We start from the raw sequence: 25811 nt of genomic DNA on the forward strand, positions 1-25811 counted from the left end.
GTGCCCGGGTTCGGGCCCGAGATCGAGTTCATCGAGCCGTGGATGACCCCGACGCACGGACCGCCCGGACGCACCGAACATGGACATGTCGATCACGGTGGGCTGGAACGCCGCGGTCAAGGCCGGGGTGAGCCGCGAGGAGATGGACCAGTGGGCATTGGGTTCACACCTCAAGGCCATCGCAGCGATCGACGAGGGGCGGTTCAAGGAGGAGATCGTCCCGATCCAGACTCCGCACGGGCTGTTCGACACCGATGAGCATCCACGCCGTGACACCACCCTGGAGAAGCTGGCCGCACTCAAACCACTGCATCCAGAGATCGACGGCTTCTCCATCACCGCAGGCAATGCGTGCGGAGCCAACGACGCTGCCGCACTGCTGACGATCGCCAGCGACAAACTCGGACTACCCGCCCTGGCGACCATCAAGTCCTGGGCATCGGTGGGCGTCGACCCGGCATCCACCGGCCTGGCGCCGGTCGAAGCCATCACCAAAGCGCTTGGCCGGGCCGGTCTTTCGCTGTCGGATGTGGACCTGTTCGAGATCAACGAGGCCTTCGCGTCGATGTGCGTGGCCACCATCAAGCTGCTCGACATCGACCCGGAAATCGTCAACGTCAGCGGCAGCGGGTGCTCACTCGGACACCCGGTGGCCGCCACTGGCGCGCGCATGCTGGCCACCATGGTCCACGAACTGCGCCGCCGCGGCGGCGGTATCGGTGTCGCCGCGATGTGCGCCGGCGGTGGGATGGGTTCGGCGACGGTCATCGAGGTGCATTCGTCGTAGTGTCGACCGTGATGACGAAGCACAACATCGAAGAGCTCATCGCCGCAGCGCGCGGTGGGTCCCAGCGCGCTGTCGGGCGTCTGCTGAGCCTGGTCGAAAGCGACCGTCGCGGTGAGGTTCTCGCGGTGCTCGGTCCCGCGTCGCCGCGCGTCATCGGAATCACCGGACCGCCCGGCGCGGGGAAGTCGACAACGGTCGGCGCCCTGGTCGGCGCGTACCGGGAGCGTGGCCTGCGGGTCGCGGTGCTCGCCGTCGATCCGTCATCGCCGTACAGCGGCGGCGCGCTGCTCGGGGATCGGATCCGGATGGCCGCCCACATCAACGATCCCGACGTGCTGATCCGCTCGGTGGCCACCCGTGGGCATCTGGGCGGGCTGGCTGCGGCGGTACCTGCGGCGATCCGGCTGCTGGCCGCTCTGGCCTACGACCTGATCGTGTTGGAGACCGTGGGTGTCGGCCAGTCCGAGATCGAGATCGCCGCGATCGCCGACCCGACCGTGGTGATCCTCAATCCCGGTGCGGGCGACGCCGTCCAGGCCGCAAAGGCCGGCCTGTTGGAGGTCGCCGATCTGGTGGTGGTGAACAAGGCCGATCGCGAGGGCGCCGATCAGACCGCCCGCGATCTGCGGGCCGAAGCCACCGTGCCGGTGCTCAAACTGGTTGCGGCACAGGGGGAGGGCCTGGCCGAGCTGGTCGAGGCCATCGATGCCCACCACCGCGCCGACACCGCTGAGCGGCGCACCGCCCGGGCCCGCACCCAGATCCTGTCACTGGCCCAGACGCTACTGCGTAACCATGACGAGTTGGACGGGCTGGCGGCGGCGGTGGCCGACGGCACCACCGATCCCTATACGGCGGCAGCACAACTGATCGCCGACTCAGCCCGCTGAGTCGGGGAGCCCGATCACCCGTCGCATGGTGGACAGCAGTTCGGTCTGCAGGGCGTCGTCGTCGAGATCGGCTACCAGCGGATGCATCACCGCGGCGCTGATCACCCCGGACAACACCGCAGCATGGACCCGTGCACCGTCGCCGGACTGGTCACCGAGCATCGCCGCGTAGAGCCGGTCGATGAACTGCTGGAACGGTTCGTGTTCGGCCAGCAGTCGCACCACGACCGGGTCGAATTGCAATGTGCTGGCAGCACGCCGACGCGAGACCGCCATCGTGATCACGCGGGTGAGAAGGATTTCGCGGGCCCGGGTTGGTGAACCTTCGGCCTCGGCCGCCTCCAGCGATTCTTCCAGCTGGCCGAGTTCGCGTTCGGTCAGCGCGATGACGATGGCTTCCTTGGTCTTGAACTGGTGGTAGACGGCGGCTTTCGTGACACCGATGGCGTCGGCGATCATCTGCAGGGAGGTACCGCCGACGCCGTGGTCGGCGATCAGCTCGAGAGCCGCATCGAGGATGCGGGTCTGCGCCGCGCTGCGCGGGGTCCCGAGCACGATTCGACCGTAGCCGATCAGCTCACCGACTTGCCTGTCGCTGCGGCGTAGCCGCTGCGATAACCGAACACCATGGCGGGGCCGAGGGTGCCGCCGGCTCCACCGTAGGCCTTGCCGGTCACCCCGCCCATCGCGTTGCCGGCCGCGAACAGGCCGGGGATGGGCGCGCCGTTGACGTGCAAGACGCGACCGTCGCGGTCGGTGCGAGGTCCACCCTTGGTGCCCATAGCGCCGATCTTGACCGGCACCGCGTAGAACGGCGCGGTGTCGAGTGGCCCCAATGTCTGGCCGGCCGGCGTGGCGGCCGAATTGTCGCCCCAGTACCCGTCATACGCGCTGGACCCACGGCCGAAGTCCGGGTCGACCTCGTCGGCGACGTTGTCATTCCAGCGACTCAGGGTCGCGGCAAGGCCCTCGGCGTCGATGCCGGTCTTGGCGCCGAGCTCGGCGAGCGAGGCCGACTCGCAGAACCACTCCGGCACCGGGGCACCGGGTTCGATGCCGAGAAAGCCGTAGCGCTGCAGGTGCACGGAGTCGAACACGATCCACGCCGGATCATTGGCGTAGCCGAGCTTGGGGTCGAGGTACTGGAATGCCCCGGCCATCGAGTTGTATTCGCCCGCCTCGTTGAGGAAGCGCTTGCCGGCCCGGTTCACGATGACGCTGCGCGGCCGGGTCCGTTCCAGCCGCACGCTACGGCTACGGGGGTGCCCGTCGATGGTGTCCCCGGGGAGCTGCACGATCGGAACCCACCACGCCTCACCCATGTTGGCCAGGTCGGCACCGTGTGCCATGGCCATCCGCAGCCCGTCGCCGGTGTTGTTCGGTGGTGACACCGCGCCGCGCATGGGCCCGCGCAGATAGGCCTCGACCAGCTTGGTGTCCCATTCGAATCCGCCGGTGGCCAGCACGACGCCGCTGCGGGCCCGCACCGTGATATCTGCCCCGTCGACGCTGATGCGCACGCCCTCGATCCCGGTGTGGTCACCGATCAGTTCGACGGCGCGGGCCTCGGTGACCGGTTGGATGCCCCGGTCGAGCAGCCCCCGCAGCAGGCCCGCGATCAGTGCGGTGCCGGCCACACACAGGTCGGCGTCCGGGTCGTCGTGGACGGCGTGAATCCGGGCGCGAGTTTCGGCGTCGATCCCGACATTGCTGAAATCGGCGGGGAAGGACGTGATCCGGTCTCGCCAGGCGCCGAGCTTGCCCTGATCCACCGGGCCTGCGCTCAGTGAGCGGCCACCCCCGGGGCGGCCGCCGGGTAGTTCGGGCTTGTAGTCGGGAAAGCCCTCGGCGACGGCGAAGCGCAGCTCGCTGTGTTGCTCGACGAAGTCGAGCATCGCCGGACCGGTCCGGACGAAGGTGTCCACAAGGTCGCCATCCAGGTAGCCCAGTGACTGGGCCTGCAGGTAGTCCACAGCGTCTGAGACGGGAAGCGGTCCGTCTGTGCTGCGGTCATGGGCGGGGATCCACACGATGCCGCCGGATACCGCGGTCGTGCCGCCGACGGTCGGGGCCTTCTCGTAGATCGCGACCGACGCGCCGTTGGCCGATGCCGTCAGCGCCGCGGTGAGCCCGGCGCCGCCGCTGCCCAGCACGACGACGTCGACTTCGTCGTCCCAGTCAATTTCGGTACGGGTCAATGTCTTTCCCTTTCAGTACAGGATGGTCGAGAGTTCGTTCGCGGCCCGGACCACCGCGTCCTTGCCGCCCATCACGACGTCTTCACGGTGCGAGATGAGGTTGATGCAGGTGGGCGGTGACGGCAGGCGCCGGCGCACGGGAACGGCCAGGCCGTACGTGTTCGGTTCGATCTCGCCGTGGGTGATCACCCAGCCCCGTTCGCGGGTCTGCCGCACCAGTTCACGTTCACCGGGGCGCGGCGGCATGCTCGCCAGCAACGCCACCCCGGCCGCGCCCAGTTCCAGCGGGTGACGGCTGCCTTCGTGGAAGGACAGTTGGTAGAACACCTGCGTCGGGACGATCACCGCAACGGCCACCTGTTGATCGCCCTCGGCCACCAGCAGTGACACCGTGCTGCCGAGCTCGTCGGCGAGTGCGCGCAGGGTCGGGACACTGAGCTGACGCATGTTGTTGTCGAACGACGAACCGAGTGCTGCCAGCCCGGCGCCCGGCCGGTAGCGACCGTCTTCCCCCTTTGCCACATAGCGGAATTGGCTCAGGGTGGCCAGTAGCCGGTAGGCGATCGTGCGATGAGCTCCGACATGGTCGGCGACCTGTTGCACGGTGAGCCCGGTCGGGGCTGCGGCGATGGCTGCGAGCGCGCTCAGTCCGCGCGCCAACGTCTGTGAACCGGGCACCCCGGTGGGGGAGCCGTCGGTCTTCGATTGTGCCTGCGACGGGGTTGCCTTGGCCGGCATCGCGCCCCTCCTTGACAGATAGAACCGCGAGAGTGATGCTCTGATAATAATGCACGCTGATGTGCGCTATATGAGCAAAGTGCTTACAAATTTGGAGAATAGCATTCTCATTACCTCCGGAGAGGGGAACATGACAAGCACAGCCGCCGGGCCGGCATCCGGTTCCGTTTCGGCCACCGAACACGAGAGCGTCTGGGCTGATCTCCAAGGCGTCGCGTTCTCGCAGGGCTACCTCGATGTGGGCGGAATCCGTACCCGCTACCTGCACGCCGGTGACCCGAAACTGCCCGTGCTCGTGCTGCTGCACGGGTCGGGCGGACATGCCGAGGCGTATGTGCGCAATCTGGAATCCCACGCGGAGCACTTCTCGACGTGGTCGATCGACATGCTCGGGCACGGCTACACCGACAAGCCGGGGCACCCGCTCGAGGTGTCCCACTATGTCGATCACCTCATCGGTTTCCTCGACACCATCGGTGCGCAGCGCGCCCACATCTCGGGTGAGTCGCTTGGCGGTTGGGTGGCCGCCCGCGCCGCCGCGGATCATCCGGACCGGATCGACCGTCTGGTACTCAACACGGCCGGTGGCTCGCAGGCTGACCCCGAGGTGATGAAGCGGATCATCACGCTGTCGATGGCGGCCGCGGAGAACCCGACCTGGGAGACGGTGCAGGCCCGGATCAAGTGGCTGATGGCCGACAAGACAAAGGATTACGACGACATCGTGGCGAGTCGTCAGGCGGTCTACCGCCAGCCCGGTTTCGTCGCCGCGATGAGCGACATCATGGCTCTGCAGGATCCCGAGATCCGGGCGCGGAACCTGCTGGGGGAGAAGGAATACGGATCGATCACAGCACCCACCCTGGTGTTGTGGACGAGTGATGACCCGACCGCCGATGTCAGCGAGGGCCGCCGGATCGCGTCGATGATCCCCGGTGCGCGGTTCGAGGTGATGCCGGACTGCGGGCACTGGCCGCAGTACGAGGACCCCGAGACGTTCAACCGGCTACACCTGGACTTTCTGCTGGGGTCCGAACGTGGCTGACGAGGTCGACGTCCTCATCGTCGGCGCTGGGCCGGTAGGTCTGACCCTGGCGAATATCCTTGGCATCCAGGGTGTCCGGACCCTCGTGGTGGAGGAGCGCGACACTCTCATCGACTACCCCCGCGGGGTCGGACTCGACGACGAGTCGCTGCGTACCTTCCAGTCCATCGGGCTGGTCGAGGCGGTCCTCCCGCACACCGTGCCCAATCAGATCCTGCGGTTCTACGACGGCAACCGCAGGCTGCTGGCCGAAATGGCGCCTCCGGACGCCCGATTCGGCTGGCCCAAGCGCAACGGCTTCGTCCAACCACTGGTCGACGCACAGCTGCTGATCGGGCTGGACCGGTTCGACCATGTGCAGGTGGCCTGGGGTCGCCGGATGGAATCCGCGGTGGAGACGGCTGACGGGGTGACCGTCGAGTTCGGCCCGGACGTGCCCGCCGTGCAGGCGCGCTACGTGGTCGGGTGCGACGGTGGACGCAGCGCCACCCGCGGCATGATGGGGGTGTCGTTCGACGGCACCACCTCAGCGACCCGCTGGGTGGTGGTCGATCTGGAAAATGATCCGCTGGGGCACCCGAACAGCGAGGTCGGTGCCGATCCGGACCGACCGTACGCCTCGATCTCGATCGCCCACGGTATTCGCCGGTTCGAGTTCATGATCCACGCCGACGAAACTGACGAGCAGGCTGAGGATCCCGAGTTCGTGGCGCGGCTGTTGGCACCGTTCGTCCCGCATCCGGACAAGGTCGACGTGATCCGTCGTCGCGTCTACACCCACCACTCCCGGATAGCGGGGAACTTCCGCAAGGGCCGGTTCATGCTGGCCGGCGACGCCGCGCACCTGATGCCGGTGTGGCAGGGTCAGGGGTACAACAGCGGCATCCGGGACGCCGCCAACCTGGGTTGGAAGCTGGCCGCGGTGGTCAACGGCCAGGCCGACGACGCACTGCTGGACAGCTACGACAGCGAGCGCCGCAAGCACGCCCGGGCCATGATCGACCTGTCCACCCTGGTGGGCCGGGTCATCTCGCCCACCAATCGCAAGGTTGCGATGGTGCGGGACAAGCTGATTCGCGGGGCATCGGTGGTTCCGGCGCTCAAGCGCTATGTGCTGGAGATGCGGTTCAAACCGATGCCGCGCTACGACCAGGGGGCGGTCTACCACCCGAAGCCGCCGACGGCGGACTCGCCGACCGGCACGTTGTTCATCCAGCCCCGGGTCGACACCCGCGAGCAGGCAGGTGTGCTGCTCGACGACGTGATCGGGCTGAACTTCGCGGTGCTGTGCTGGAACAACAATCCGCGCGCATTGCTCGGCGAGCAGGCCTATGCGCGCTGGAAAGCCCTTGGCGCGAAGTTCATCGCGGCCCGCCCGCAGACGCAGTTGTTCTGGAGCGGGCACGATGCGGACGCCGACGACGGCTCCGTTGTGATCGTGGGGGACCGCACGGGTGCGCTCAAATCCTGGTTCGACGTCCACGCTGAATCGGTGCTGGTGCTGCGCCCGGACCGGTGCATCGCCGGCGCCGATATCGCCCAGCGCGCCCCGGAACTGAGCGACGCAGTGTTCGACGTACTGCATGTGCGGGAAGGAGGAGTGAACGATGCCGGTAGCCCTGTGCTGTATGTCCCACAGCCCACTGCTGAATCTTCCGGGTCCATCGGCTGATCTCCTCGAGGAGATCGGAACAGCGGTCGGGAGTGCTCGCGCGTTTGTTGCCGACTACGACCCCGAGCTGGTGGTCACGTTCTCGCCCGACCACTACAACGGGTTCTTCTACCGGTTGATGCCCCCGTTCTGTATCGGCACCGCCGCCTCCGGAGTCGGGGATTACGGGACGCATGAGGGTGCGCTCGACGTCGCCGGCGATATCGCCCAGCAGTGCGCAGAGGCGGTGTGGGAGTCCGGGGTCGACATTGCGATCTCGACCAGCATGGACGTCGATCACGGCACCGTGCAGCCGCTGCAGGAACTGTTCGGTGAAGCGACCGCGCGTCCCATCGTGCCCATCTTCATCAATTCCGTGGCCACGCCGCTCGGCCCGCTGTCGCGGTCGCGCGCCCTCGGCACGGCCGTCGGCGCCTACCTGGCCACCCTCGACAAGCGGGTGCTGGTGCTGGGATCCGGTGGCCTGTCACATGATCCGCCGGTGCCGACGCTGGCCACCGCGCCGCCGGCGGCACTGGACCGCATCGTGCACGGGGTCCCGATGACCACCGAACAGCGCATGGCCCGGCAGAGCGCGGTGAGCCAGGCGGCTCACGATTTCGCCCACGGTGACAGTGCGCTGCGGCCGTTGAACCCCGACTGGGACCGCGGCCTGCTGGAGATCTTCGACGAGGGCCGGTTGGCCGATCTGGACGGCTGGTCCAATACCTTCATCGCCACCGAAGGGGGCAACTCGGCGCACGAGATCCGCACCTGGGTGGCTGCGTTCGCAGCGCTGGCAGCCAACGGGCCGTACCGGACGGAAAACCACTTCTACCGGGCGGCACCGGAATTGATCGCAGGATTCGCAATCAGGACGGCGGTAGGAATCGCAGCATGAGTTCAGACACCAAGACGTTCGACGAAACGGTCGACGTGCTCGTCATCGGGTCCGGGGGCGGTGGTATGACGGCCGCGTTGGCGGCCGACTCGGCCGGTCTCAAGACCCTCGTGGTCGAAAAGTCCTCCCACTTCGGCGGTTCCACCGCACTGTCCGGGGGAGGCATCTGGGTGCCCGGGGCGCCGTCACAGCGTCGTGCCGGCCATGTGCCCTCTCCGGACGGCGTGTTCGACTACCTCAAGCAGATCACCGAAGGCACCGTCAGCGACGCCCGGCTGCGCAAGTACGTCGAGGCGGCGCCGGAGATGATGGACTTCCTCGAGCGCAACAGCGAATGGTTCGAGTTCGTCTGGAAACCGGGCTACGCCGACTACTACCCGGAACTGCCGGGTGGCTCCGCCCAGGGCAGCACCATCAACGTCCCGGCGATCGACCTGCGCAAGCTCGGCGAACACGAGCAGGAGCTGCTCGCCCCGCTGGCCCTGGCGCCAAAGGGAATCTGGTTCGCCCCCAAGGACCTTCGACTCTTCTACCAGATCCGGCAGAACTGGCGCGGTAAGGCCGTGTTGCTCAAGCTGATCTGGCGGATGGTGCGGGCCCGGGTATTCGGTGACCGGATGGCCGCGATCGGCCAGTCGCTCGCCGCCCGGATGCGGTTGGCGCTCAAGCAGCACGACATTCCACTGTGGCTGGATGCGCCGATGACCTCGCTGATCACCGGAGACGACGGAGCGGTGCTCGGCGCCGTCATCGAAAGGTACGGCAAGGCGCTGCGGGTCCGGGCCACCGGGGGAGTGATCCTCGCTTCCGGCGGCTTCGACCACGACATCGCGTGGCGCAAGGAGCATCTGCCGGTGCTCGAGAAGGATTGGAGTTTCGGCAATCCCGCTGCCACGGGCGACGGTATCCGGGCCGGAGAGAAGGCCGGCGGTGCCACCGAACTGCTCGATGAGGCGTGGTGGTTCCCGGCCATCTGCTGGCCCGACGGCCGGCTGCAGTTCATGCTCAACGAGCGGATGATGCCGTCGCAGTTCGTGGTCAACGGCGAGGGCAAGCGTTTCATCAACGAGGCTGCTCCCTACATGGACTTCGCCCACGCCATGATCGAAGGACAGCAGTCCGGGGTAGGGCACATCCCATGCTGGCTGGTCACCGACATCGACTCGTTCCACCGGTATGTGGTGGGTGGGCATCTGCCCATCCCGAAGATCCCGTTCGCCCCGGTTCCGACCGGGCGCAAGGTTCCTGCGGCCTGGCTGGATTCCGGTGTCGTTGTCGAGGCACACAGCTGGGAGGAACTGGCCGGCAAGATCGGTGTGCCCGCAGAGAATCTGCAGGCCACTGCCGAGCGGTTCAACCAGTTGGCACACGGCGGGCACGACGACGACTTCAACCGCGGTGACAGCGCGTACGACAACTATTACGGGGACCCGACGCTGCCCAACCCGAATCTGCGTCCACTCGGCAAGCCGCCCTACTACGCGTTCCAGATCATCCTCGGCGACCTGGGCACCTCGGGCGGGCTGCGCACCGACGAGAACGCGCGGGTCCTGCGCACCGACGATTCCGCCGTGGACGGGCTCTACGCCGTGGGCAACGTCTCGGCCGCAGTCATGGGTCGCAGCTATGCGGGTGCGGGCGCGACCATCGGACCCGCGATGACCTTCGGGTATGTGGCAGCCCGGCACATCGCCCATCGCCAAGCCGAACAGCCTGTTTCACCGGCCGCCAACCAATCAGTCCAGGACACCGTCAGCAACCCCTCAGGAGGAAACCGATGAAGATTTCGCTGTTCTACGAGTTCGCGCTGCCGCGGCCGTGGTCCGACGATGACGAGCACCAGCTGTTCCAGGACGGGCTTGATGAGGTGGAGGCCGCCGACAAGGCCGGCTTCTCCACCGTCTGGCTCACCGAGCATCACTTCCTCGAGGAGTACTGCCACGCCACCGCGCCGGAGATGTTCCTGGCCGCGGCGAGCCAGCGCACCAAGGACATTCGTCTTGGCTTCGGGGTGATGCACCTGCCGCCGCCGATCAACCACCCGGCCCGGATCGCCGAGCGCGTCGCCACCCTCGATCACCTGTCCAACGGGCGCGTGGAGTTCGGCACCGGTGAGGGTTCCTCGGTCGCCGAGTTGGGCGGGTTCAACATCGACCCGGCCGACAAGCGCACCATGTGGGAGGAAGCCCTTGAGGTTTCGATCCGCTGTATGACCGAGGCGCCGTTCACCGGTTTCAAGGGTGAGCATGTCGAGCTGCCGGCCCGCAACGTCATCCCCAAGCCGCTGCAGAGCCCGCATCCGCCGGTCTGGGTGGCCTGCACCCGCCCGTCGTCGGTGCAGATGGCCGCTCAGAAGGCCATCGGTGCGCTGAGCTTCGCCTACACCGGTCCCGAAGCCTTGAAGGAGCGGGTTGACGGGTACTACAAGGAGTTCGAGGAGCAGGGCGCACCCGTCACCCCGGCGATCAACCCCAACATCCTCGCCATCGGCGGTGACCTGTCGATGATGGTGGCCCGCTCCGACGACGAGGCGCTCAAGCGCCTTGGCATCGGCGGCGGCTTCTTCTCCTTCGGCATCATGCACTACTACCTGACCGGCATGCATACCCCCGGCCGGACCAAGGTGTGGGAGCGGTACGAGCAGGCGGTCAAAGAGGATCCGACGCTGGCCTATGGTCCCGGACGTGGCGCCATCGGCTCGCCTGACACCGTGCGCGAGTTCCTGCGCGGTTACGAGGCCAGCGGAGTGGACGAGATCATCCTGCTGCTCAACCCGCGCAGCCACGAGGGCACCATGGAATCGATCGAGATCATGGGCAAGGAGATCCTGCCCGAGTTCATCGAGCGGGACGCAAAGGCGGTGGCGGACAAGGCCAAGCGCCTCGAACCGGTGATCGAGAAGGTCGAGTCGCGTCGCCGCCCGTCCGACGCCCCGCTGTTCGACGAGACCTACGCCTTCGGCGGTCTGCCCACCGGCCGCGACAAGTTCACCGCCGGTGAGATTCCCGAGGCGATGGCCGAGATCAACGAGGGCCGGGTCAAGGCAGCCCAGGCGGAGAAGACTGCCCGCGAGACTGCCGGCTGACTGTGACCGCACTGGACGAGTTGGTGCGCTACGACGGGAAACACGTCGTGGTGACCGGCTGCGGGTCTGGCATCGGAGCCGAGGTCGCCCGTCAACTGGGTGAGCTCGGCGCCCGGGTGACGGGGCTGGACATCCGGCCGCCAGAACATCTTCCCCATGCGTTCGTCGAACTGGACCTGGCCGACCAGGCGTCCGTCGACCGCGCCGCCGGTGCGGTCGACGGGCCGGTCGACGCCCTGTTCAACGTGGCCGGTGTGTCCTCGGGGATCGGCAACCCACTACTGGTGGTGCGGATCAACTTCCTGGGTACGCGGCAGTTCACCGAGGCGGTGGAGCCTCGCCTCGCCGTCGGTGGATCGATCACCTCGGTGTCCTCGTTGGCGGCATCGGGGTATCGGGAAAACCGTTCGCTCACTGCGGGTTTGGTCCGGACCACATCGGTCGACGACGGGCTGCAGTGGTGTGCCGACCATCCCGAGGCGCTGGCCGACGGTGGTTACCGGTTGTCCAAAGAGGCGACGATCCTCTACGGGATGCGGCGGGTCGCCGAGCTCGGTGCCCGCGGGATCCGGATCAACTGCACCGCACCCGGGGTGACACAAACGCCGATCCTCGACCAGTTGCGCTCCGCGTACGGTCAGCAATACCTGGATTCGTTCACTACGCCGTTGGGTCGCAACTCCGAGGCCGCCGAGCAGGCGTCGTTGTTGACATTCCTGGGCAGCCCAGCCGCCAGTTATGTCACCGGGCAGGTGATCTGGGCCGACGGCGGCATTCTCGCACTGCGGGAGTCGGCACTGGTCGATGCTGTAGTGGACACCGCGACTACCGAGCAGGGGAGCTGAGCTTGGCCGGGACGATGCGTGACTTCCGCAAGGTCGCCGACGACGTGCGGAACTGGGGTCGTTGGGGCGACGCCGATGAACTCGGCACCCTGAACCTGATCACGGCCGACAAGGTCGCCGAGGCGGCCTCGCTGGTGAGACGCGGCAAGGTGATCTCACTCGGTGGAGACTTCGGGTCCAACGGGCCGCAGGGCGCGTTCAAGTTCCGGTTCAACCCGGTCCACGTCATGACGGTAGACGGTGGCGACGCTGAGACCCTGGTCAGATACGCACCCGAGTGGGCGCGCAATTCTGTTGCACAGGAGCTGAGTTCGTTCTTCGCGGACAATCCGTTTCGATTCAACGATGACATGATCACCATGTCGCTGCAGGCCGCCACCCAATGGGATGCGCTCTCGCATGTCTATTACGAGGACAAGCTCTACAACGGGTTCCCGGCGGATTCGGTGACCAGTTTCGGCGCCTATCACTGCGGCATCGACAAGGTGGACGGTAAGGGCATCGTGTCGCGGGGGGTGTTGCTCGATGTGGTCGCTCACCGAGGAGAGCAAGTCTTTTGTCAGCCCGGCCGACCCATCACGCCGGCTGAACTCGATGACATCGCGGCCGCGCAGGGTGTGCAGATCGGCCGCGGTGACATCGTGGTGGTGCATACGGGTTGGTGGACCCGCTTCCTTTCGACGGGCGATGGGCACGAACCAGGATCGGGCCTGGACTGGCGTTGCGCCTCATGGCTGCACGACCACGAGGTGGCCGCGGTGGCCGCAGACAACCTCATGGTCGAGGATCCTGATCCGGCAAATGGGATCGAGGGAACGTTCCTGCCAATGCACATGCTGTGCCTGCGTGATATGGGCCTGATGCTCGGCGAGTACTGGGATCTGACCGGCTTGGCAGCCGACTGCCGCGCCGACGGCGTCTACGAGTTCCAGCTCATCGCACCGCCGCTGAAGGTCGTCGGGGCCGTGGGTGCACCGGTCAGTCCGATCGCGATCAAATGAGGAAACATGACGTCAACTGAAAAAGTGCCGTTCGTGGTCGGGTTGGGCGGCACGCTGCGCGCCGACTCGTCGACCGAGCGGGCCGTGCGGTACTGCCTGGCAGCCGTGGAGCGGCAAGGGGGCCGAACGCGGATGTTCGCCGGACCGGATCTTGAGTTGCCGATGTACGCGCCGCATTCGTTGGAGCGCACGCCCGCGGCCCTGGAGTTCGTCTCCGCGCTGCGTGACGCCGACGCGGTGGTGGTGGGCTCGCCGGGCTACCACGGCGCGATCTCCGGTCTGGTCAAGAACGCGTTGGACTACATCGAGGATCTGCGGGAGGACCCAAGGGTGTACCTGGACAACACCCCGTGGGGCTGCATCAGCTGCGCCTACGGCTGGCAGGCGGCGGTGGGCACGCTGGGCCAGTTGCGTTCGATCGGTCACGCACTACGGGCCTGGCCCACCCCGCTGGGGGTGGCGATCAACTCCGCGGACAAGATCTGGTCTGAGACAGGTGAATTGGCCGACGGAACGGTGCGCGGCCAACTCGACATGTTGGCCACCCAGTTGCTGAATTTCGGGCGTTCCGGCGGAGCCCCGCAGTGACGGCACAGCGCACATTCGTACGCAAGACCATCGATGTCGACGGTCTGACGACCGGCTACCTGGAAGCCGGGTCCGGCGACCCTGTCGTCCTACTTCATGGTGGCGAGTTCGGCGTCAGTGCCGAATTAGGTTGGGAGCGTGCGATCGGAGCACTGGCCGAGCACTACCGGGTGCTCGCTCCGGACATGCTCGGCTTCGGTGAGAGCGCCAAGGTCATCGATTTCAACGACGGCCGGGGCATGCGGATTCGGCACGTCGCCCGGTTCTGCGCCGAACTCGGTGTCGCGGAAGCACATTTCGTCGGCAACTCGATGGGTGCGATCAACCTGCTCGTCGATACCACGTCGGAGGCCCCGCGTCTCCCGGTGCGATCGCTCACGGCGATCTGTGGGGGAGGGGAGATCCAGCGCAACGAACATTCGGCGGCGTTGTACGACTACGACGCCACGGTGGACGGGATGCGACGTATCGTCACCGCACTGTTCGCCGACCCGGCGTATCCGTCCGACGAGGCGTATGTGCAGCGCCGGTACGAGTCGAGCATCGCGCCGGGCGCCTGGGAATCCTTGGCCGCGGCCCGGTTTCGGCGGCCCGGCCTGGAAGCGCCGGCGATGCCGTCGGCGCAGCGGGCATACGACCGCATCAGTGTGCCGACCATGATCATCGAGGGGGATCGTGACAAGCTGCTGCCGTCCGGTTGGGCCGCCGAAATCGCCGGCCAGATTGCCGGCGCCCGCAGTGCGGTAATTCCCGGTGCCGGGCACTGCCCGCAGATCGAACAGCCCGCCGCACTCGTCGAGGTGCTGCTGGAATTTCTGAAAGAGGTCGAATGACCACGAGCGAGAAGCGGAGCGGGATCGCGCATGAGTAACGAGTTGGCCGGAAAAGTCGCGGTCGTCACCGGCGGTGCGTCGGGTCTCGGTGAGGGGCTGGTGCGCCGGTTCGCCGCCGAGGGCGCCAAGGTGTTGATAGGCGATGTCGACGAGGATCGTGGCAAGGCGCTCGCCGCCGAACTCGGTGACAACACCGCGTTCCTGTTCACCGACGTGGCTGACGTCGAGCAGGTGGGGCGGCTGGTCTCGACAGCGGTCGACACCTTCGGCGGCCTCGACGTCATGGTCAACAACGCCGGGGTCTCGGGCCGGATGCACCGCCGCTTCCTCGACGACGACCTCGCTGATTTCGACACCGTGATGCGAGTCAACGTCCGGGCTGTCATGGCCGGCACCCGCGATGCTGCTCGGTACATGTCCGAGCATGGCGGCGGATCGATCCTCAACCTGACCTCGATCGGCGGGATCCAGGCGGGCGGTGGCGTGATGACGTATCGCGCGTCGAAGGCCGCGGTCATCCAGTTCACCAAGTCGGCGTCGATCGAGTTGGCCCACTACGAGATCCGAGTCAACGCGATCGCCCCGGGCAACATCCGCACCGCGATCGTGGCCAAGTCGGCCTCGCCGGAGGAGCGCGAGCGCATCGAGGAGTTCGAGGCGGGGATCCGGGCGCAGATGCGCAACGACCGCCCGCTCAAGCGCGAGGGCACGGTCGAGGATGTGGCCGAGGCGGCGCTGTACTTCGCGACCGACCGGTCCCGGTACGTGACGGGAACCGTCCTGCCGATCGATGGGGGCACCGTCGCAGGCAAGGTCATCGTGAGAAAGCCCAAATAGCCCACCAACCAATCCCGCCGAGACTACGGTTTCTGCCGCGGTAACCAGGTTTTTCCGTCGAGAACCGTCGTGTCGGCGCGCTCGTTGCCCAGGCGTGGCGCAGCGGTGTCGGAGGATTAAATCAAGTGCTTGACTTAATTACAGGAGGCGCGTTGACTGTAACGGTGACAGCAGCCAACCGGACCGCTCGCGCCGATCGGGCCAGCAGTACCCAGGAGGCGATCCTCAAGGCGGCTGAGCGCCTCTACGCCGAGCATGGGGTGTTCGCGGTGTCCAACCGTCAGGTGAGTGAGGCGGCCGGGCAGGGCAACAACGCCGCCGTCGGCTACCACTTCGGTACCAAGACCGATCTGGTCCGCGCGATCGAGCACAAGCACCGTGGTCCGATCGAATGCCTGCGCGAGCAGATGGTGGCCGACACCGGCGCTTCGGCCGAGCTGCGGGACTGGGTCGCCTGTCTGGTGCAGCCACTCACTGATCACCTTGCCGCGCTGGGCAACCCGACCTGGTATGCCAGGTTCGCCGCTCAGGTGATGACCGATCCGGCCTACCACAACATCGTGGTGCGCGATGCTCTGAGCTCGGAGTCGCTGGTGCAGGTCATCGACGGGATGAAGAACAGCCTGCCCGATCTGCCCGACGAGATCCGGGTCGAACGCAACATCATGGCGCGCAATCTCCTGATGCACAGTGCCGCTGATCGCGAACGCGCGATGGCTCAGGGCGGCACCGTGCCGCGGGCGTCCTGGCAGGGCGCGGCATCGGGGCTGATCGACGCGATCGTCGGTCTCTGGATGGCGCCGGTTACCCAAGAAAGCGACCTCCTATGAAAGTCACTGTCGACCAGGACAAGTGTGTCTCTTCGGGGCAGTGCGTACTCAATGCCAGCGCGGTGTTCGACCAGCGCGACGAAGACGGCGTCGTGGTCCTACTCGAACCCGTCCCCAGCCCGGAACAGATCGACAACGCCCGCCGCGCTGCGGCGGCATGCCCAGCCCTGGCCATCGAAATTCAAGACTGACTTGAGGAATGGAAGCACCACATGTCTGAGACGCTGACCGAAGTCGACATCCCCGACTACCCGATGGAGCGCGACGTGCGGTGCCCGTTCGCGCCGCCGCCACCCATGCTGGGAAACCCCAAAGGCCTGTTCCGTGTGAAGATCTGGAACGGCGACACGCCGTGGTTGATCACCGGCCATGAAGAGGCCCGGACCCTGTTCGCGGACTCCCGGATCAGTGTGGACGACCGGATCGCAGGTTTCCCACACTGGAACGAGCACATGCTCTCCACCGTCGACAAGCGGCCGCGCTCGGTGTTCACCTCCGATGCAGAGGAGCACACCCGGTTCCGCCGGATGCTGTCCAAGCCGTTCACGTTCCGTCGCGTCGAGGGACTACGCGCGGCCATCCAGAAGATCACCGACGAGTGCATCGACGAGATCCTGGCCGGACCGCAGCCCGCCGACCTGGTTGCCAAGCTGGCCTTGCCGGTGCCCACCGTGGTGATCAGCGAGATGCTCGGTGTCCCTTACGAAGACCACGAGTTCTTCCAGGAGCATGCCAACGCCGGCCTGGCCCGCTACGCGGCAGCCGATGCCATGCAGAAGGGCGCGATGAGCCTGCATCAGTACCTGATCAATCTGGTCGAGGAGAAGCAGGCCAACCCGTCTGAGGATGCGGTCTCGGATCTGGCCGAGCGCGTGACGGCCGGGGAGATCAGCGTCAAGGAGGCCGCGCAGCTGGGCACCGGTCTGCTGATCGCCGGACATGAGACCACCGCCAACATGATCGGCATCGGCATCCTTGCGCTGCTGGAGAACCCTGAGCAGGCCGATTTCCTGCGTGCCGCCGACGATCCGAAGGTGATCGCCAATGCGGTCGAGGAACTGATGCGTTATCTGTCCATCATCCAGACCGGCCAGCGGCGGGTGGCGCTGGAGGACATCGAGATCAGCGGCGAGACCATCCGCGCCGGTGACGGCGTCATCATCGACTTGTCTCCGGCCAACTGGGACGCGAAGGCCTACCCGGAGCCCGACAAGCTCGACCTCAGCCGCGACGCCGGCCAGCAACTCGGCTTCGGCTACGGCAGGCATCAATGTGTCGGTCAGCAGCTGGCACGCGCCGAGCTGCAGATCGTGTTCCACACCCTGCTGCGCCGGATCCCGACCCTGCGCCTGGCCATCCCGCTCGACGAGGTGCCGTTCAAGCACGACCGCCTCGCCTACGGCGTCTACGAACTACCCGTTACGTGGTAACTGCCGGCACGCCGGCCTTCAGCCCCTACAGCCCGATTGGAGTACCACAGATGACTACTTCGACGACCCTCTATCCACCGGAAGGCTTCGGCGCCCCCAAAAACCGGAAAGGTCATGCCACCGGCGATCTCGGACTGCCACCAGGCACCGAGATCTTCTCGGCCGACAACCACATCTCGGTGGCCGACGATATCTTCTTTGAGCGCTTCCCCGAGGAGCTCAAGGGCGCGGCGCCGCGCATCTGGTACGAGGACGGCGCCTACATGGTCGGTATGAAGGGCAAGGCTTGGACCGGAGGCGATTTCGGCCGAGTGCTGATGCAGTACGACGATCTCGCCGGTGCCGCGTCGAACAACATCGCGGCCCGCATCCGGGAGCTCAAAGAAGACGGCATCGACAAGGAACTGGCATTCCCCAACGCGGTGCTGGCCTTGTTCCACTACCCGGACAAGGCATTGCGCGAGCGGGTGTTCCGGATCTACAACGAGCACATCGCCGCTCTGCAGGAGCAGTCGAACGGGCACTTCTACGGCGTCGGCCTGATCAACTGGTGGGATCCGAAGGGCACGCGCAGCACCCTGGAGGAGCTGAAGTCGCTTGGCCTCAAGACCTTCCTACTGCCGCTGAATCCGGGCAAGGACGACGAGGGCAACATCTACGACTACGGCAGCACCGCGATGGATGCAGTCTGGGACGAGATCGAGGCCTCCGGCATCCCGGTCAGCCACCACATCGGCGAGACACCGCCCAAGACCCCGTGCGAGAACAACAGCGTCGTGGTCGGCATGATGGTCAACGTCGACTCCTTCCGTGAGCAGTTCGCCAAGTACGTCTTCTCCGGCATCCTCGACCGGCATCCCACACTCAAGATCGGTTGGTTCGAGGGCGGCATCGCGTGGGTTCCCACCGCATTGCAGGACGCCGAGCACATGCTGGCCTCCTACCGGCACATGTTCAACCACGAGTTGCAACAGGATGTCCGGTACTACTGGAACGAGCACATGGCCGCCTCGTTCATGGTGGATCCGCTCGGACTGCGGCTGATCGACCAGATCGGTGTCGACAACGTGATGTGGTCCAGCGACTATCCGCACAACGAAAGCACTTTCGGGTACTCGGAGAAGTCACTGGCCACCGTGGTCGAGGCCGTCGGCCCGGAGAACGCGACCAAGATCGTGTCCACCAACGTCCAGAAGTTCCTGGGGCTCCTATGACGAGCTCGACGCTGTCCGGAGTCACCCAGATCGCCCGAACCGGCTTCACCCCGCTCGACATTCCCGACGAGCCCGATCTCGCCCGGATGCGCCGTGAGGTCGGTGCGCGTCTGCACGCCGCGATGGCCGACCAGGGTGTCGATGCACTCGTGCTGCTCGGTAACGGCAACGTCATGTACGCCACCGGCATCGCCTGGCCGCTGGCCGACGCGGGGCTGTCACATGTCGAGCGGCCGATCGCGGTCGTGCTGGCCGATGATGAACACCCGCACCTGTTCCTGCCGTTCCGTGAGGGTGCGGCCATGGAAACCGGGCTGCCCGATGATCACCTGCACGGGCCGGTCTACCTCGAATTCGACGAGGGCGTGGCGGAATTCGCGAAGATCCTGGCTCGCTTGGTGCCTTCCGGCGCGACAATTGCGACCGACGAGTTGACCGGAGCGATGCGGTTGGCCGGCAGCGCACTGTTCCCCAGTGCACCGGTGGATGCCGCCCCGGTGATCGGTGCGGCGAAGCTCGTCAAGACCATCGACCAGATCGCCTGCATCCGCCGGGCCTGTCAGATCACCGAACAGGCCGTTGGAGAGATCTACAAGTCGCTGGCACCCGGCGTACGCCAGATCGACCTTTCTGCCGAATTCGTCCGTCGGACTTTCGAACTGGGCGCCACGACCAACATGTTCGACTCGATATGGCAGGTCATGCCCGCGTCCAAGGCCGAAGGTACCTGGACCACCACCGGTGATCTCGCTCTGCCCTTGCTGACCACCGAGCGCGAGTTGCAGCGAGGCGATGTGCTGTGGACCGATGTGTCCATCGCCTACCACGGCTGGTGCTCCGATCACGGACGTAGCTGGATCGTCGGTCAGGACCCGACGCCGGCCCAACAGAAGCAATTCGACAAGTGGAGTCGCATCGTCGACGCGGTGCTCTCGGTAACCAAGGCCGGCGCCACCTGTGGCGACCTCGGCCGGGCGGCGACGGCAGCCGGCGACGGACAGAAGCCGTGGCTGCCGCACTTCTACCTGGGACACGGCATCGGTACCAGCGCAGCTGAAATGCCGATGATCGGAACGGATCTCGGCCAGGAATGGGACGACAACTTCGTCTTCCCCGAAGGCATGTTGCTGGTGTTCGAGCCGGTGGTCTGGGAGGACGGCACCGGCGGCTACCGCGGCGAGGAGATCGTCGTGGTGACCGAGGGCGGCTGGATGCCGCTGACCGCATATCCGTACGACCCGTATGAGGTGTCCCGTGGGAATTGATATCGAGGCCGACGGCCGGGCACTGCGCGTCAGCCGTCGGGAGCGCGCCATCGCACAGATGGAGGCCTACGGCCTCGATGCGCTGGTACTGGGCAGGCAGGCCAACGTCCGGTACATCTCCGGCGCCCCGCAGTTGTGGGTGGTGGGTACCCGGCCTTTCGGGCCGATCTGCACGTTCGTCCGTGCCACGGGTGAGATCCACCTGAACAGCACGTGGGACGAGGGCATCCCCGAGGAGATCCCACACGAGAATCTGTACGGCTTCGCCTGGAACCCGATGACCTTGGTCGAGGTGCTGCGGAACATCAAGGGCTCCGATTCGGCGTGGCGCATCGGAACGGATGCCCTGACGCCGACCTTCGCCAAGCTGCTGCCGATGGCCTTCCCGAACGCGGAGCTTGTCGACGGTGAGCAGGCGATGCGGGCCGCGCGTCGGGTGAAGACTCCCGAAGAGATCGTGGCGCTGCGGCGGGCGCTGGCAGTCGCCGAGGAAGGGCTGGCGAAAGGCGTCGCCGAGTTGGTTCCGGGAACCACCGAGAAGCGCCTCGCCGGTGCGATATTGGAGGCCGAGGCCGCAGGCGGGGTGAGCACCCCTGCGACCCAGGACGCTGCGTGGGTCACCTCGAAAGACCATCCGTGGCGTCGTGCCGAAGGCGATGGCCGCGTGAGCGGGGGTGACCTGGTGGCGCTGTCGGCGGGTGTGCTCGCGGACGGTTACGTCGCGGAGGTGGCGCGAACGATTTACGTGGGCGAACCGACGGATGCGGTTCGATCGCTGTACCGGCGCCGGGATGACCTGTGGGACAGGCTGGTTGATGCCTGCCGCGCCGGAAAGCCGACGAGCGGGCTACTCGATGCGTACGAACAGGCCGGCGAACCGTTGCCGGCGATGCCGGTGGCGCACGGGCTCGGACTGGGATTCGACCCACCAGTGGTGTCGCCCAGCCTCCGGGCGACCGCCGAGGCCGACATTCTCGAGGAGGGCATGGTCCTGGCCGTCACGGGCTACGTCTGGGAGCAGGGCGTCGGCGCGGTGTTCACCCGCGATGCCATTGTCGTGGGGGCCGACGGCCCTGAGGTGCTGACCCAGGCCCCGACCGACAGCGAGGTGGCACATGTCTGAGCGGCTCCAGCCTTCTGCCGCAGAGCGGCCCACACCGGAGGAGATCATCCTCTACGAAAAGGACCCCAAGACCAAGATCGCCACCATCACGTTCAACCGGCCGGAGTTTCTCAACGCCCCGACGTCGATGGCACGGCTGCGTTACGCCGACGTGCTGCGGGCGGCCAACGCCGACAACGACGTCAAGGTGGTGATCATCCGCGGCGTGGGGGACAACCTGGGCAGCGGGGCGGATCTGCCGGAGTTCATGGAGGGCAACGACAACCCGGCGGCCCGACTGGCGGAGCTGCGGCTCGAAGACGACGGAGTCGGGGAGGTGACCTACCCGCCCAAGGGGACGTTCCGCAACGGAGCGACGATCAGCTCGTGGTATGCCAACTCCCAGGCCGGCAACCGGGCGTTGCAGGACTTCAAGAAGATCAGCATCGTCGAGGCGAAGGGCTATTGCTACGGCTGGCACTTCTACCAGTGCGCTGATGCCGATCTGGTGATCTCCTCTGATGACGCGCTGTTCGGGCATCCGTCCTTCCGGTATCACGGCTGGGGACCACGGATGTGGACGTGGGTCCAGATGATGGGCCTGCGCAAGTTCCAGGAGATGGTCTTCACCGGGCGGCCGTTCACCGCCGCGGAAATGTACGACTGCAACTTCCTGAACAAGGTCGTTGCCCGCGATCAGCTGGAAGCCGAAGTACAGAAGTACGCGCTCTCCTGTACCCGGAACCGGCCGGTGGACACCGTCTTTCAGCAGAAGATGTTCTTCGAGATCTTCAAGCAGCAGCAGGGCGAATACATGGGCAGCCTGCTGAGCGCGTTCTTCGAGTCGATGGGCAACGGGGTGGCCAACGACAGCGATGACGACCTGGACATGTTCGAGTCGATCGATTCGGGACTGTCGGCCGCGGTCAACGACAACGACAGCAAGTTCCCGCCCGATTTCCGGCTCTCCAAGAAGAACAGGGCGAAACCCGAATAAGCACATGAGTTCACCACTTGACGGCTATACCGTCATCGACCTGTCCAGCGGGATCGCGGGCGCGTACGCCACGAAGATCCTCGCCGACGGCGGCGCAGATGTGATCAAAGTCGAATCGCCCGAGGGCGATCCGTTGCGCCGCTGGTCGGCGTCGGGGGCACATATCGGGCCGGACCGGGATGGCGCGTTGTTCGCCTTCCTGGCGGGCGGGAAACGCAGTGTGGTCGTTGACCATGAGTCCTCCGTCGACAATGAGTTGCTCGACCGGCTGGTGGCAGCGGCAGATGCCGTGATCTGGTCCCCGGAATCTGCTGTGGCCCAGAAGGTCGCGCCGGAGGATCTGTTTCGCCGGCATCCCCATCTGATCGTCACCACGATCACGCCGTTCGGGTTGGATGGTCCCTGGAGCGGCAGGGCTGCCACCGAATTCACCCTGCAGGCGTGGTCCGGCGGCGCGATCGGCATCGGCCGCGGCGTGCAGGACCGAGCGCCGGTGTCCATCGGCGGCCAGGTGGGCGAGTGGTTGGCCGGCGCCTATGCGGCGGCGATGACGCTGGCGTTCCGGGCGCGGGCGATCCGTGACGGCCACGGCGAACTGGTGGACCTGTCGGCGCTGGAGGCACAGATCCTGGGCCTGACGTATTACCCGGTCACCTATTTCGAGATGCTGGGCCGTCCGTGGCGTACCGAGCGCAGGCCCACGGTTCCCGGGGTCGCGGAGGCCGCCGACGGGCTCGTGGCGCTCGGATGTGGCACTGCCCAGCAGTGGTGGGATCTGTGCGCGATGTCGGGCCATGACGAGTGGATCGACGAAAACTCCGAGCTCACCATCACCGAGCAGGCCAACCTTCATGCCGAGGAGCTCTACGACTGGCTGCGCGACCAGAACGTGGACGACGTCCGTGACCTCGCGTCCGCATTCCGGATCCCGAACTCTCCGGTCGGCAACGGTGAGAACGTCACCGCCATGGACCATTTCGTGCAGCGGCAGGCGTTCGTCCGCAACCCTGAGTACGGGTTCACCCAGCCCGCCGCGCCGTACCGGTTGTCCGGGGTGGTGTTGCGTGAAGCGGCGCCGGCTCCCCGCCTCGGTGAGCACACCGAAGAGATCCGGGCGAAGGCACTGACCCCGCGCGATGCGCCGACCGGTACTCCCGGTGGCGATCGGTTGCCGTTCAGCGGGTTGCGTGTGCTCGACATGACCACGTTCTGGGCCGGGCCCTCGTGCACCCATCCGTTGGGCATGCTCGGGGCCGAGGTCATCCACCTCGAGTCGACCCCACGCCCGGACGGCACCCGGTTGATCGCCGGTATCCCGGCCTCTGTCGAGCAGTGGTGGGAGCAATCGCCGATCTTCAGTGCGCTCAACACCAACAAGAAGAGCCTGACCCTGGACTTCCAGACCGAACAGGGCCGGGATCTGCTGCGCCGGCTGATCGCCACCTGCGACGTCGTGGTGGAGAACTTCACCCCGAGGGTGATCGAACAGATCGGGCTCGATTTCGACTCGCTCCGAGAGCTGCGCGACGACATCATCATGGTCCGGATGCCCGGCTTCGGCCTCGACGGGCCGTGGCGGGACAACCCGGCCTTCGCCTACATCATCGAGGATGCGTCCGGATTGAGCTGGCTCACCGGCTACCCGGATCGCACTCCGTTCGAACCGTATTCGATCGGCGACCCCAACGCCGGCGTGCATGCGCTGTCGGGACTGATGCTTGCACTCGAGCACCGGCGTCGCACCGGGAAAGGGGTGCTTGTCGAGGCCGCGATGGTCGACGCCGCACTCAACATCGGCGCCGAGCAGGTCATCGAATACTCGGCCTACGGCACGCTGCTTCAGCGCGACGGCAACCGGGGGCCGGCCGCGGCGCCGCAGAACATCTACCAGACCGCCGAGATCGACGAGTTCGGCCGTGCCGACAGTTGGGTGGCGATCGCGGTCGGCACAGATGCCCAGTGGGCCGCGCTCCGTGCGGCGCTCGGGCAACCGGACTGGGCGATGGATCCGGCATTGGACACCGCCGCCGGGCGCCGGGATCGCCACGATCTGATCGACGAGAAACTCGCGGCCTGGTGCCTACCTCGCAGCGGCGACGAGATCGTCGAAATACTCTGGCCTGCCCAGGTTCCGGTGGCCAAGGTGATGCAGCCGCACCGTCAGTTGGAGCTTCCGCAGGTGCGCTTCCGACGGTTCTTCGAGCATGTCGGGCATCCGGTGAACAACGCCGCACCCCACAGCACCCTGCCCGTCTCGCTCGCCAACGGGCCGCGGGCACTGCACCGGCAGGCCGCACCGCTGCTCGGCGAGCACAATCACGAACTGCTGGCAGAGCTCGGACTGTCCGACGAGGAGATCACCGCACTTGCCGACGACGGCGTGATCGGCACAGAACCCGGGGTGGGCGGACGTCGCAAGGCAACTCGCTGAGCCGGGCTCAGGGCCGGCGCTCGAAGTCGTCGAGCAGAGTACCGAAATCCTGGGTGTCCCAGAGGTGCAGGACGTTGCTCAGCATCAGCAGCTGCGACCGCACCGGCTCGTTGTCGGCGATCCGCGGGTCGAAGCGGTCGATCGTAGGATCGGGGAGGGCGGTCTGTAGGTAGGTGGGCGCGTCGAGCAGCCAGGTCACTCCCATCACCGCGGCGTAGAGCATCAGTTGGGCGCGGAGCCGCGCAATGTCCAGTGCGGGCCCTCCGGCGGCGCGGAACTCGGCCGCGAAGTGGGCCAGCAGTCCGTCGAGGTGCCGTTCCCAGATCTCTGTCTCGGCGCTGCACAGCGAACCCCACAGGGCCATCGCGACGTTCATCACGCTGACACAGCCCCAGTCCATCAACCCGCACCTCAACGTCCCGTCCGGCTCGCGCCAGAACCAGGCGTTGTCGACGTTGGCGTTCCAGTGGCAGAGCGCCACCTGGTCCGCGGTGGCGTGAAGCCAGGTCATGACGGCGTCCTCGGCAGCGGCGATCCGGCCGACGTCGGCGAGCATGCGCGTGATGAACTCCGGGCGGCCGACGCTCCGGGGCATCAACGCCGGGTAGCGGTCCGCGAATGCGGTCAGCCGGTGCACCTGCTCGGCGAGTTCGTCGGGGGAGTGGTGCGTTCGGGTGCCGACCGTCACTTTGGCGGCGTCGTAACGGAACTGACCGGTCACGGTGTCGGGGAGGGAGCCGGACTGGTGTGCGCCGGCCAGTCGCGCTACCGACGCCAGCAGGGCCCGGTAGTGACCGAGGGGATCGGGCATCCGGTAGTCGAGACACTTGCCGTAGTGCGGTTCAATCCCAGAGGTGCCCAACGAGATCCGCTCGGTCAACAGCATCCCGGTACACGACGCCCCATGGTAGTCGGCGAAGAGGCACACCGGCACGGTGACGGGCAGCTTGGTGTCGGCCGACGGCCTGCCTACCGAGCTGTTCGTGAAGTTCTCCCGCGACTTCGACAACCCCCGCCGCGATCGCGGTAAGTCGCAGATGGAGCTCGAGGTGGCTTTCGGGGCGTTGTCGGCCGACACCAAGCTGCCCGTCACCGTGCCGGTGTGCCTCTTCGCCGACTACCATGGGGCGTCGTGTACCGGGA

At 66.4% G+C, this 25811-nt stretch carries 23 protein-coding genes and 2 pseudogenes; 21 read left to right on the top strand and 4 right to left on the bottom strand.

Going from position 1 to position 25811, the window contains the following annotated elements:
* Together A5779_RS21335 and meaB are read left to right on the top strand one after the other, a co-directional pair.
* Positions 1–787 (top strand): annotated as a pseudogene (locus A5779_RS21335) (thiolase family protein); the annotation flags it as partial.
* 11 nt (positions 788–798) lie between these two features.
* The gene (gene meaB / locus A5779_RS21340) at positions 799–1677 is read left to right on the top strand and encodes a methylmalonyl Co-A mutase-associated GTPase MeaB (protein ID WP_064885435.1); all 879 of its coding nucleotides are present in this window, start codon (positions 799–801) and stop codon (positions 1675–1677) included.
* On the opposite strand, the gene A5779_RS21345 is transcribed toward meaB, so the two are convergent.
* Genes A5779_RS21345 through A5779_RS21355 form a run of 3 tightly spaced genes read right to left on the bottom strand, consistent with a single transcriptional unit; the run spans position 1666 to position 4613 of the window.
* On the bottom strand, positions 1666–2232 hold the full coding sequence (locus A5779_RS21345) for a TetR/AcrR family transcriptional regulator (RefSeq protein WP_236734836.1): 567 nt from the start codon (positions 2230–2232) through the stop codon (positions 1666–1668). The two genes, meaB and A5779_RS21345, sit on opposite strands and share 12 nt — an antisense overlap.
* A 17-nt stretch (positions 2233–2249) precedes the next feature.
* The gene (locus tag A5779_RS21350) at positions 2250–3875 is read right to left on the bottom strand and encodes an FAD-dependent oxidoreductase (protein ID WP_082941786.1); all 1626 of its coding nucleotides are present in this window, start codon (positions 3873–3875) and stop codon (positions 2250–2252) included.
* Between the two features lie 12 nt (positions 3876–3887).
* Entirely contained in the window at positions 3888–4613 is a 726-nt protein-coding gene (locus A5779_RS21355) for an IclR family transcriptional regulator (protein ID WP_064885397.1), read from the bottom strand.
* A gap of 130 nt (positions 4614–4743) precedes the next feature.
* On the opposite strand from A5779_RS21355, the gene A5779_RS21360 reads away from it, so the two are divergent.
* The 18 genes from A5779_RS21360 (at position 4744) to A5779_RS21445 (ending at position 24668) form a co-directional block, all read left to right on the top strand.
* Entirely contained in the window at positions 4744–5658 is a 915-nt protein-coding gene (locus tag A5779_RS21360; protein WP_064885398.1) for an alpha/beta fold hydrolase, read from the top strand.
* Positions 5651–7330 (top strand): bifunctional 3-(3-hydroxy-phenyl)propionate/3-hydroxycinnamic acid hydroxylase, encoded by a 1680-nt coding sequence (locus A5779_RS21365; RefSeq protein ID WP_064885400.1) that lies wholly within the window; start codon positions 5651–5653, stop codon positions 7328–7330. Before A5779_RS21360 ends, A5779_RS21365 begins: the two co-directional genes overlap by 8 nt.
* Positions 7287–8210 (top strand): 3-carboxyethylcatechol 2,3-dioxygenase, encoded by a 924-nt coding sequence (locus A5779_RS21370; RefSeq protein WP_064885402.1) that lies wholly within the window; start codon positions 7287–7289, stop codon positions 8208–8210. Before A5779_RS21365 ends, A5779_RS21370 begins: the two co-directional genes overlap by 44 nt.
* A complete protein-coding gene (locus A5779_RS21375) occupies positions 8207–9991 on the top strand; it encodes an FAD-binding protein (protein WP_064885404.1) in 1785 nt (594 codons plus the stop codon). The genes A5779_RS21370 and A5779_RS21375 overlap by 4 nt, the downstream gene beginning before the upstream one ends.
* A complete protein-coding gene (locus A5779_RS21380; RefSeq protein WP_064885406.1) occupies positions 9988–11295 on the top strand; it encodes an LLM class flavin-dependent oxidoreductase in 1308 nt (435 codons plus the stop codon). The genes A5779_RS21375 and A5779_RS21380 overlap by 4 nt, the downstream gene beginning before the upstream one ends.
* A 2-nt stretch (positions 11296–11297) precedes the next feature.
* Positions 11298–12140 carry a coniferyl-alcohol dehydrogenase gene (locus A5779_RS21385; protein WP_064885408.1) on the top strand — a complete coding sequence of 281 codons (843 nt, stop codon included), beginning with the start codon at positions 11298–11300 and terminating at the stop codon, positions 12138–12140.
* A gap of 14 nt (positions 12141–12154) precedes the next feature.
* Positions 12155–13141 (top strand): cyclase family protein, encoded by a 987-nt coding sequence (locus tag A5779_RS21390; RefSeq protein ID WP_110777577.1) that lies wholly within the window; start codon positions 12155–12157, stop codon positions 13139–13141.
* 6 nt (positions 13142–13147) lie between these two features.
* Positions 13148–13729 (top strand): NADPH-dependent FMN reductase, encoded by a 582-nt coding sequence (locus A5779_RS21395; RefSeq protein ID WP_064885412.1) that lies wholly within the window; start codon positions 13148–13150, stop codon positions 13727–13729.
* The gene (locus tag A5779_RS21400) at positions 13726–14562 is read left to right on the top strand and encodes an alpha/beta fold hydrolase (RefSeq protein ID WP_064885414.1); all 837 of its coding nucleotides are present in this window, start codon (positions 13726–13728) and stop codon (positions 14560–14562) included. Before A5779_RS21395 ends, A5779_RS21400 begins: the two co-directional genes overlap by 4 nt.
* 30 nt (positions 14563–14592) lie before the next feature.
* The gene (locus A5779_RS21405; RefSeq protein ID WP_064885416.1) at positions 14593–15399 is read left to right on the top strand and encodes an SDR family NAD(P)-dependent oxidoreductase; all 807 of its coding nucleotides are present in this window, start codon (positions 14593–14595) and stop codon (positions 15397–15399) included.
* A gap of 164 nt (positions 15400–15563) precedes the next feature.
* Positions 15564–16229, top strand: coding sequence for a TetR/AcrR family transcriptional regulator (locus A5779_RS21410; protein WP_174554292.1), 666 nt, complete (start codon positions 15564–15566; stop codon positions 16227–16229).
* On the top strand, positions 16226–16420 hold the full coding sequence (locus tag A5779_RS21415) for a ferredoxin (RefSeq protein WP_064885420.1): 195 nt from the start codon (positions 16226–16228) through the stop codon (positions 16418–16420). The genes A5779_RS21410 and A5779_RS21415 overlap by 4 nt, the downstream gene beginning before the upstream one ends.
* 21 nt (positions 16421–16441) lie before the next feature.
* On the top strand, positions 16442–17659 hold the full coding sequence (locus A5779_RS21420) for a cytochrome P450 (RefSeq protein ID WP_064885422.1): 1218 nt from the start codon (positions 16442–16444) through the stop codon (positions 17657–17659).
* A gap of 50 nt (positions 17660–17709) precedes the next feature.
* Positions 17710–18873 (top strand): amidohydrolase family protein, encoded by a 1164-nt coding sequence (locus A5779_RS21425; RefSeq protein WP_064885424.1) that lies wholly within the window; start codon positions 17710–17712, stop codon positions 18871–18873.
* Positions 18870–20138: a M24 family metallopeptidase gene (locus A5779_RS21430; protein ID WP_064885426.1), complete on the top strand. Its 1269-nt coding sequence runs from the start codon at positions 18870–18872 to the stop codon at positions 20136–20138. Before A5779_RS21425 ends, A5779_RS21430 begins: the two co-directional genes overlap by 4 nt.
* Positions 20128–21261, top strand: a complete 1134-nt coding sequence (locus tag A5779_RS21435; protein WP_064885428.1) for a M24 family metallopeptidase — start codon at positions 20128–20130, stop codon at positions 21259–21261. Before A5779_RS21430 ends, A5779_RS21435 begins: the two co-directional genes overlap by 11 nt.
* The gene (locus A5779_RS21440; RefSeq protein ID WP_064885430.1) at positions 21254–22237 is read left to right on the top strand and encodes an enoyl-CoA hydratase/isomerase family protein; all 984 of its coding nucleotides are present in this window, start codon (positions 21254–21256) and stop codon (positions 22235–22237) included. The genes A5779_RS21435 and A5779_RS21440 overlap by 8 nt, the downstream gene beginning before the upstream one ends.
* A gap of 4 nt (positions 22238–22241) precedes the next feature.
* Positions 22242–24668: a CaiB/BaiF CoA transferase family protein gene (locus A5779_RS21445; RefSeq protein WP_064885432.1), complete on the top strand. Its 2427-nt coding sequence runs from the start codon at positions 22242–22244 to the stop codon at positions 24666–24668.
* A gap of 7 nt (positions 24669–24675) precedes the next feature.
* Here the strand turns inward: A5779_RS21445 and A5779_RS21450 are convergent, their stop codons facing one another.
* A complete protein-coding gene (locus A5779_RS21450; RefSeq protein WP_165609814.1) occupies positions 24676–25554 on the bottom strand; it encodes a hypothetical protein in 879 nt (292 codons plus the stop codon).
* A 49-nt stretch (positions 25555–25603) separates the two neighbouring features.
* Here A5779_RS21450 and A5779_RS21455 point away from each other — a divergent pair.
* Positions 25604–25811: pseudogene (locus tag A5779_RS21455) on the top strand (hypothetical protein); the annotation flags it as partial.

The organism is Mycolicibacterium peregrinum, assembly GCF_001665625.1.
Taxonomy (GTDB): Bacteria; Actinomycetota; Actinomycetes; order Mycobacteriales; family Mycobacteriaceae; genus Mycobacterium; species Mycobacterium peregrinum_B.

Coding starts and splice junctions, on each gene's coding strand:
- meaB (WP_064885435.1), top strand. CDS start 799: ATGACGAAGCACAACATCGAAGAGCTCATCGCCGCAGCGCGCGGTGGG.
- A5779_RS21360 (WP_064885398.1), top strand. CDS start 4,744: ATGACAAGCACAGCCGCCGGGCCGGCATCCGGTTCCGTTTCGGCCACC.
- A5779_RS21380 (WP_064885406.1), top strand. CDS start 9,988: ATGAAGATTTCGCTGTTCTACGAGTTCGCGCTGCCGCGGCCGTGGTCC.
- A5779_RS21425 (WP_064885424.1), top strand. CDS start 17,710: ATGACTACTTCGACGACCCTCTATCCACCGGAAGGCTTCGGCGCCCCC.
- A5779_RS21375 (WP_064885404.1), top strand. CDS start 8,207: ATGAGTTCAGACACCAAGACGTTCGACGAAACGGTCGACGTGCTCGTC.
- A5779_RS21395 (WP_064885412.1), top strand. CDS start 13,148: ATGACGTCAACTGAAAAAGTGCCGTTCGTGGTCGGGTTGGGCGGCACG.
- A5779_RS21370 (WP_064885402.1), top strand. CDS start 7,287: ATGTCCCACAGCCCACTGCTGAATCTTCCGGGTCCATCGGCTGATCTC.
- A5779_RS21420 (WP_064885422.1), top strand. CDS start 16,442: ATGTCTGAGACGCTGACCGAAGTCGACATCCCCGACTACCCGATGGAG.
- A5779_RS21390 (WP_110777577.1), top strand. CDS start 12,155: ATGCGTGACTTCCGCAAGGTCGCCGACGACGTGCGGAACTGGGGTCGT.
- A5779_RS21440 (WP_064885430.1), top strand. CDS start 21,254: ATGTCTGAGCGGCTCCAGCCTTCTGCCGCAGAGCGGCCCACACCGGAG.
- A5779_RS21405 (WP_064885416.1), top strand. CDS start 14,593: ATGAGTAACGAGTTGGCCGGAAAAGTCGCGGTCGTCACCGGCGGTGCG.
- A5779_RS21445 (WP_064885432.1), top strand. CDS start 22,242: ATGAGTTCACCACTTGACGGCTATACCGTCATCGACCTGTCCAGCGGG.
- A5779_RS21355 (WP_064885397.1), bottom strand. CDS start 4,613: ATGCCGGCCAAGGCAACCCCGTCGCAGGCACAATCGAAGACCGACGGC.
- A5779_RS21430 (WP_064885426.1), top strand. CDS start 18,870: ATGACGAGCTCGACGCTGTCCGGAGTCACCCAGATCGCCCGAACCGGC.
- A5779_RS21450 (WP_165609814.1), bottom strand. CDS start 25,554: ATGCTGTTGACCGAGCGGATCTCGTTGGGCACCTCTGGGATTGAACCG.
- A5779_RS21415 (WP_064885420.1), top strand. CDS start 16,226: ATGAAAGTCACTGTCGACCAGGACAAGTGTGTCTCTTCGGGGCAGTGC.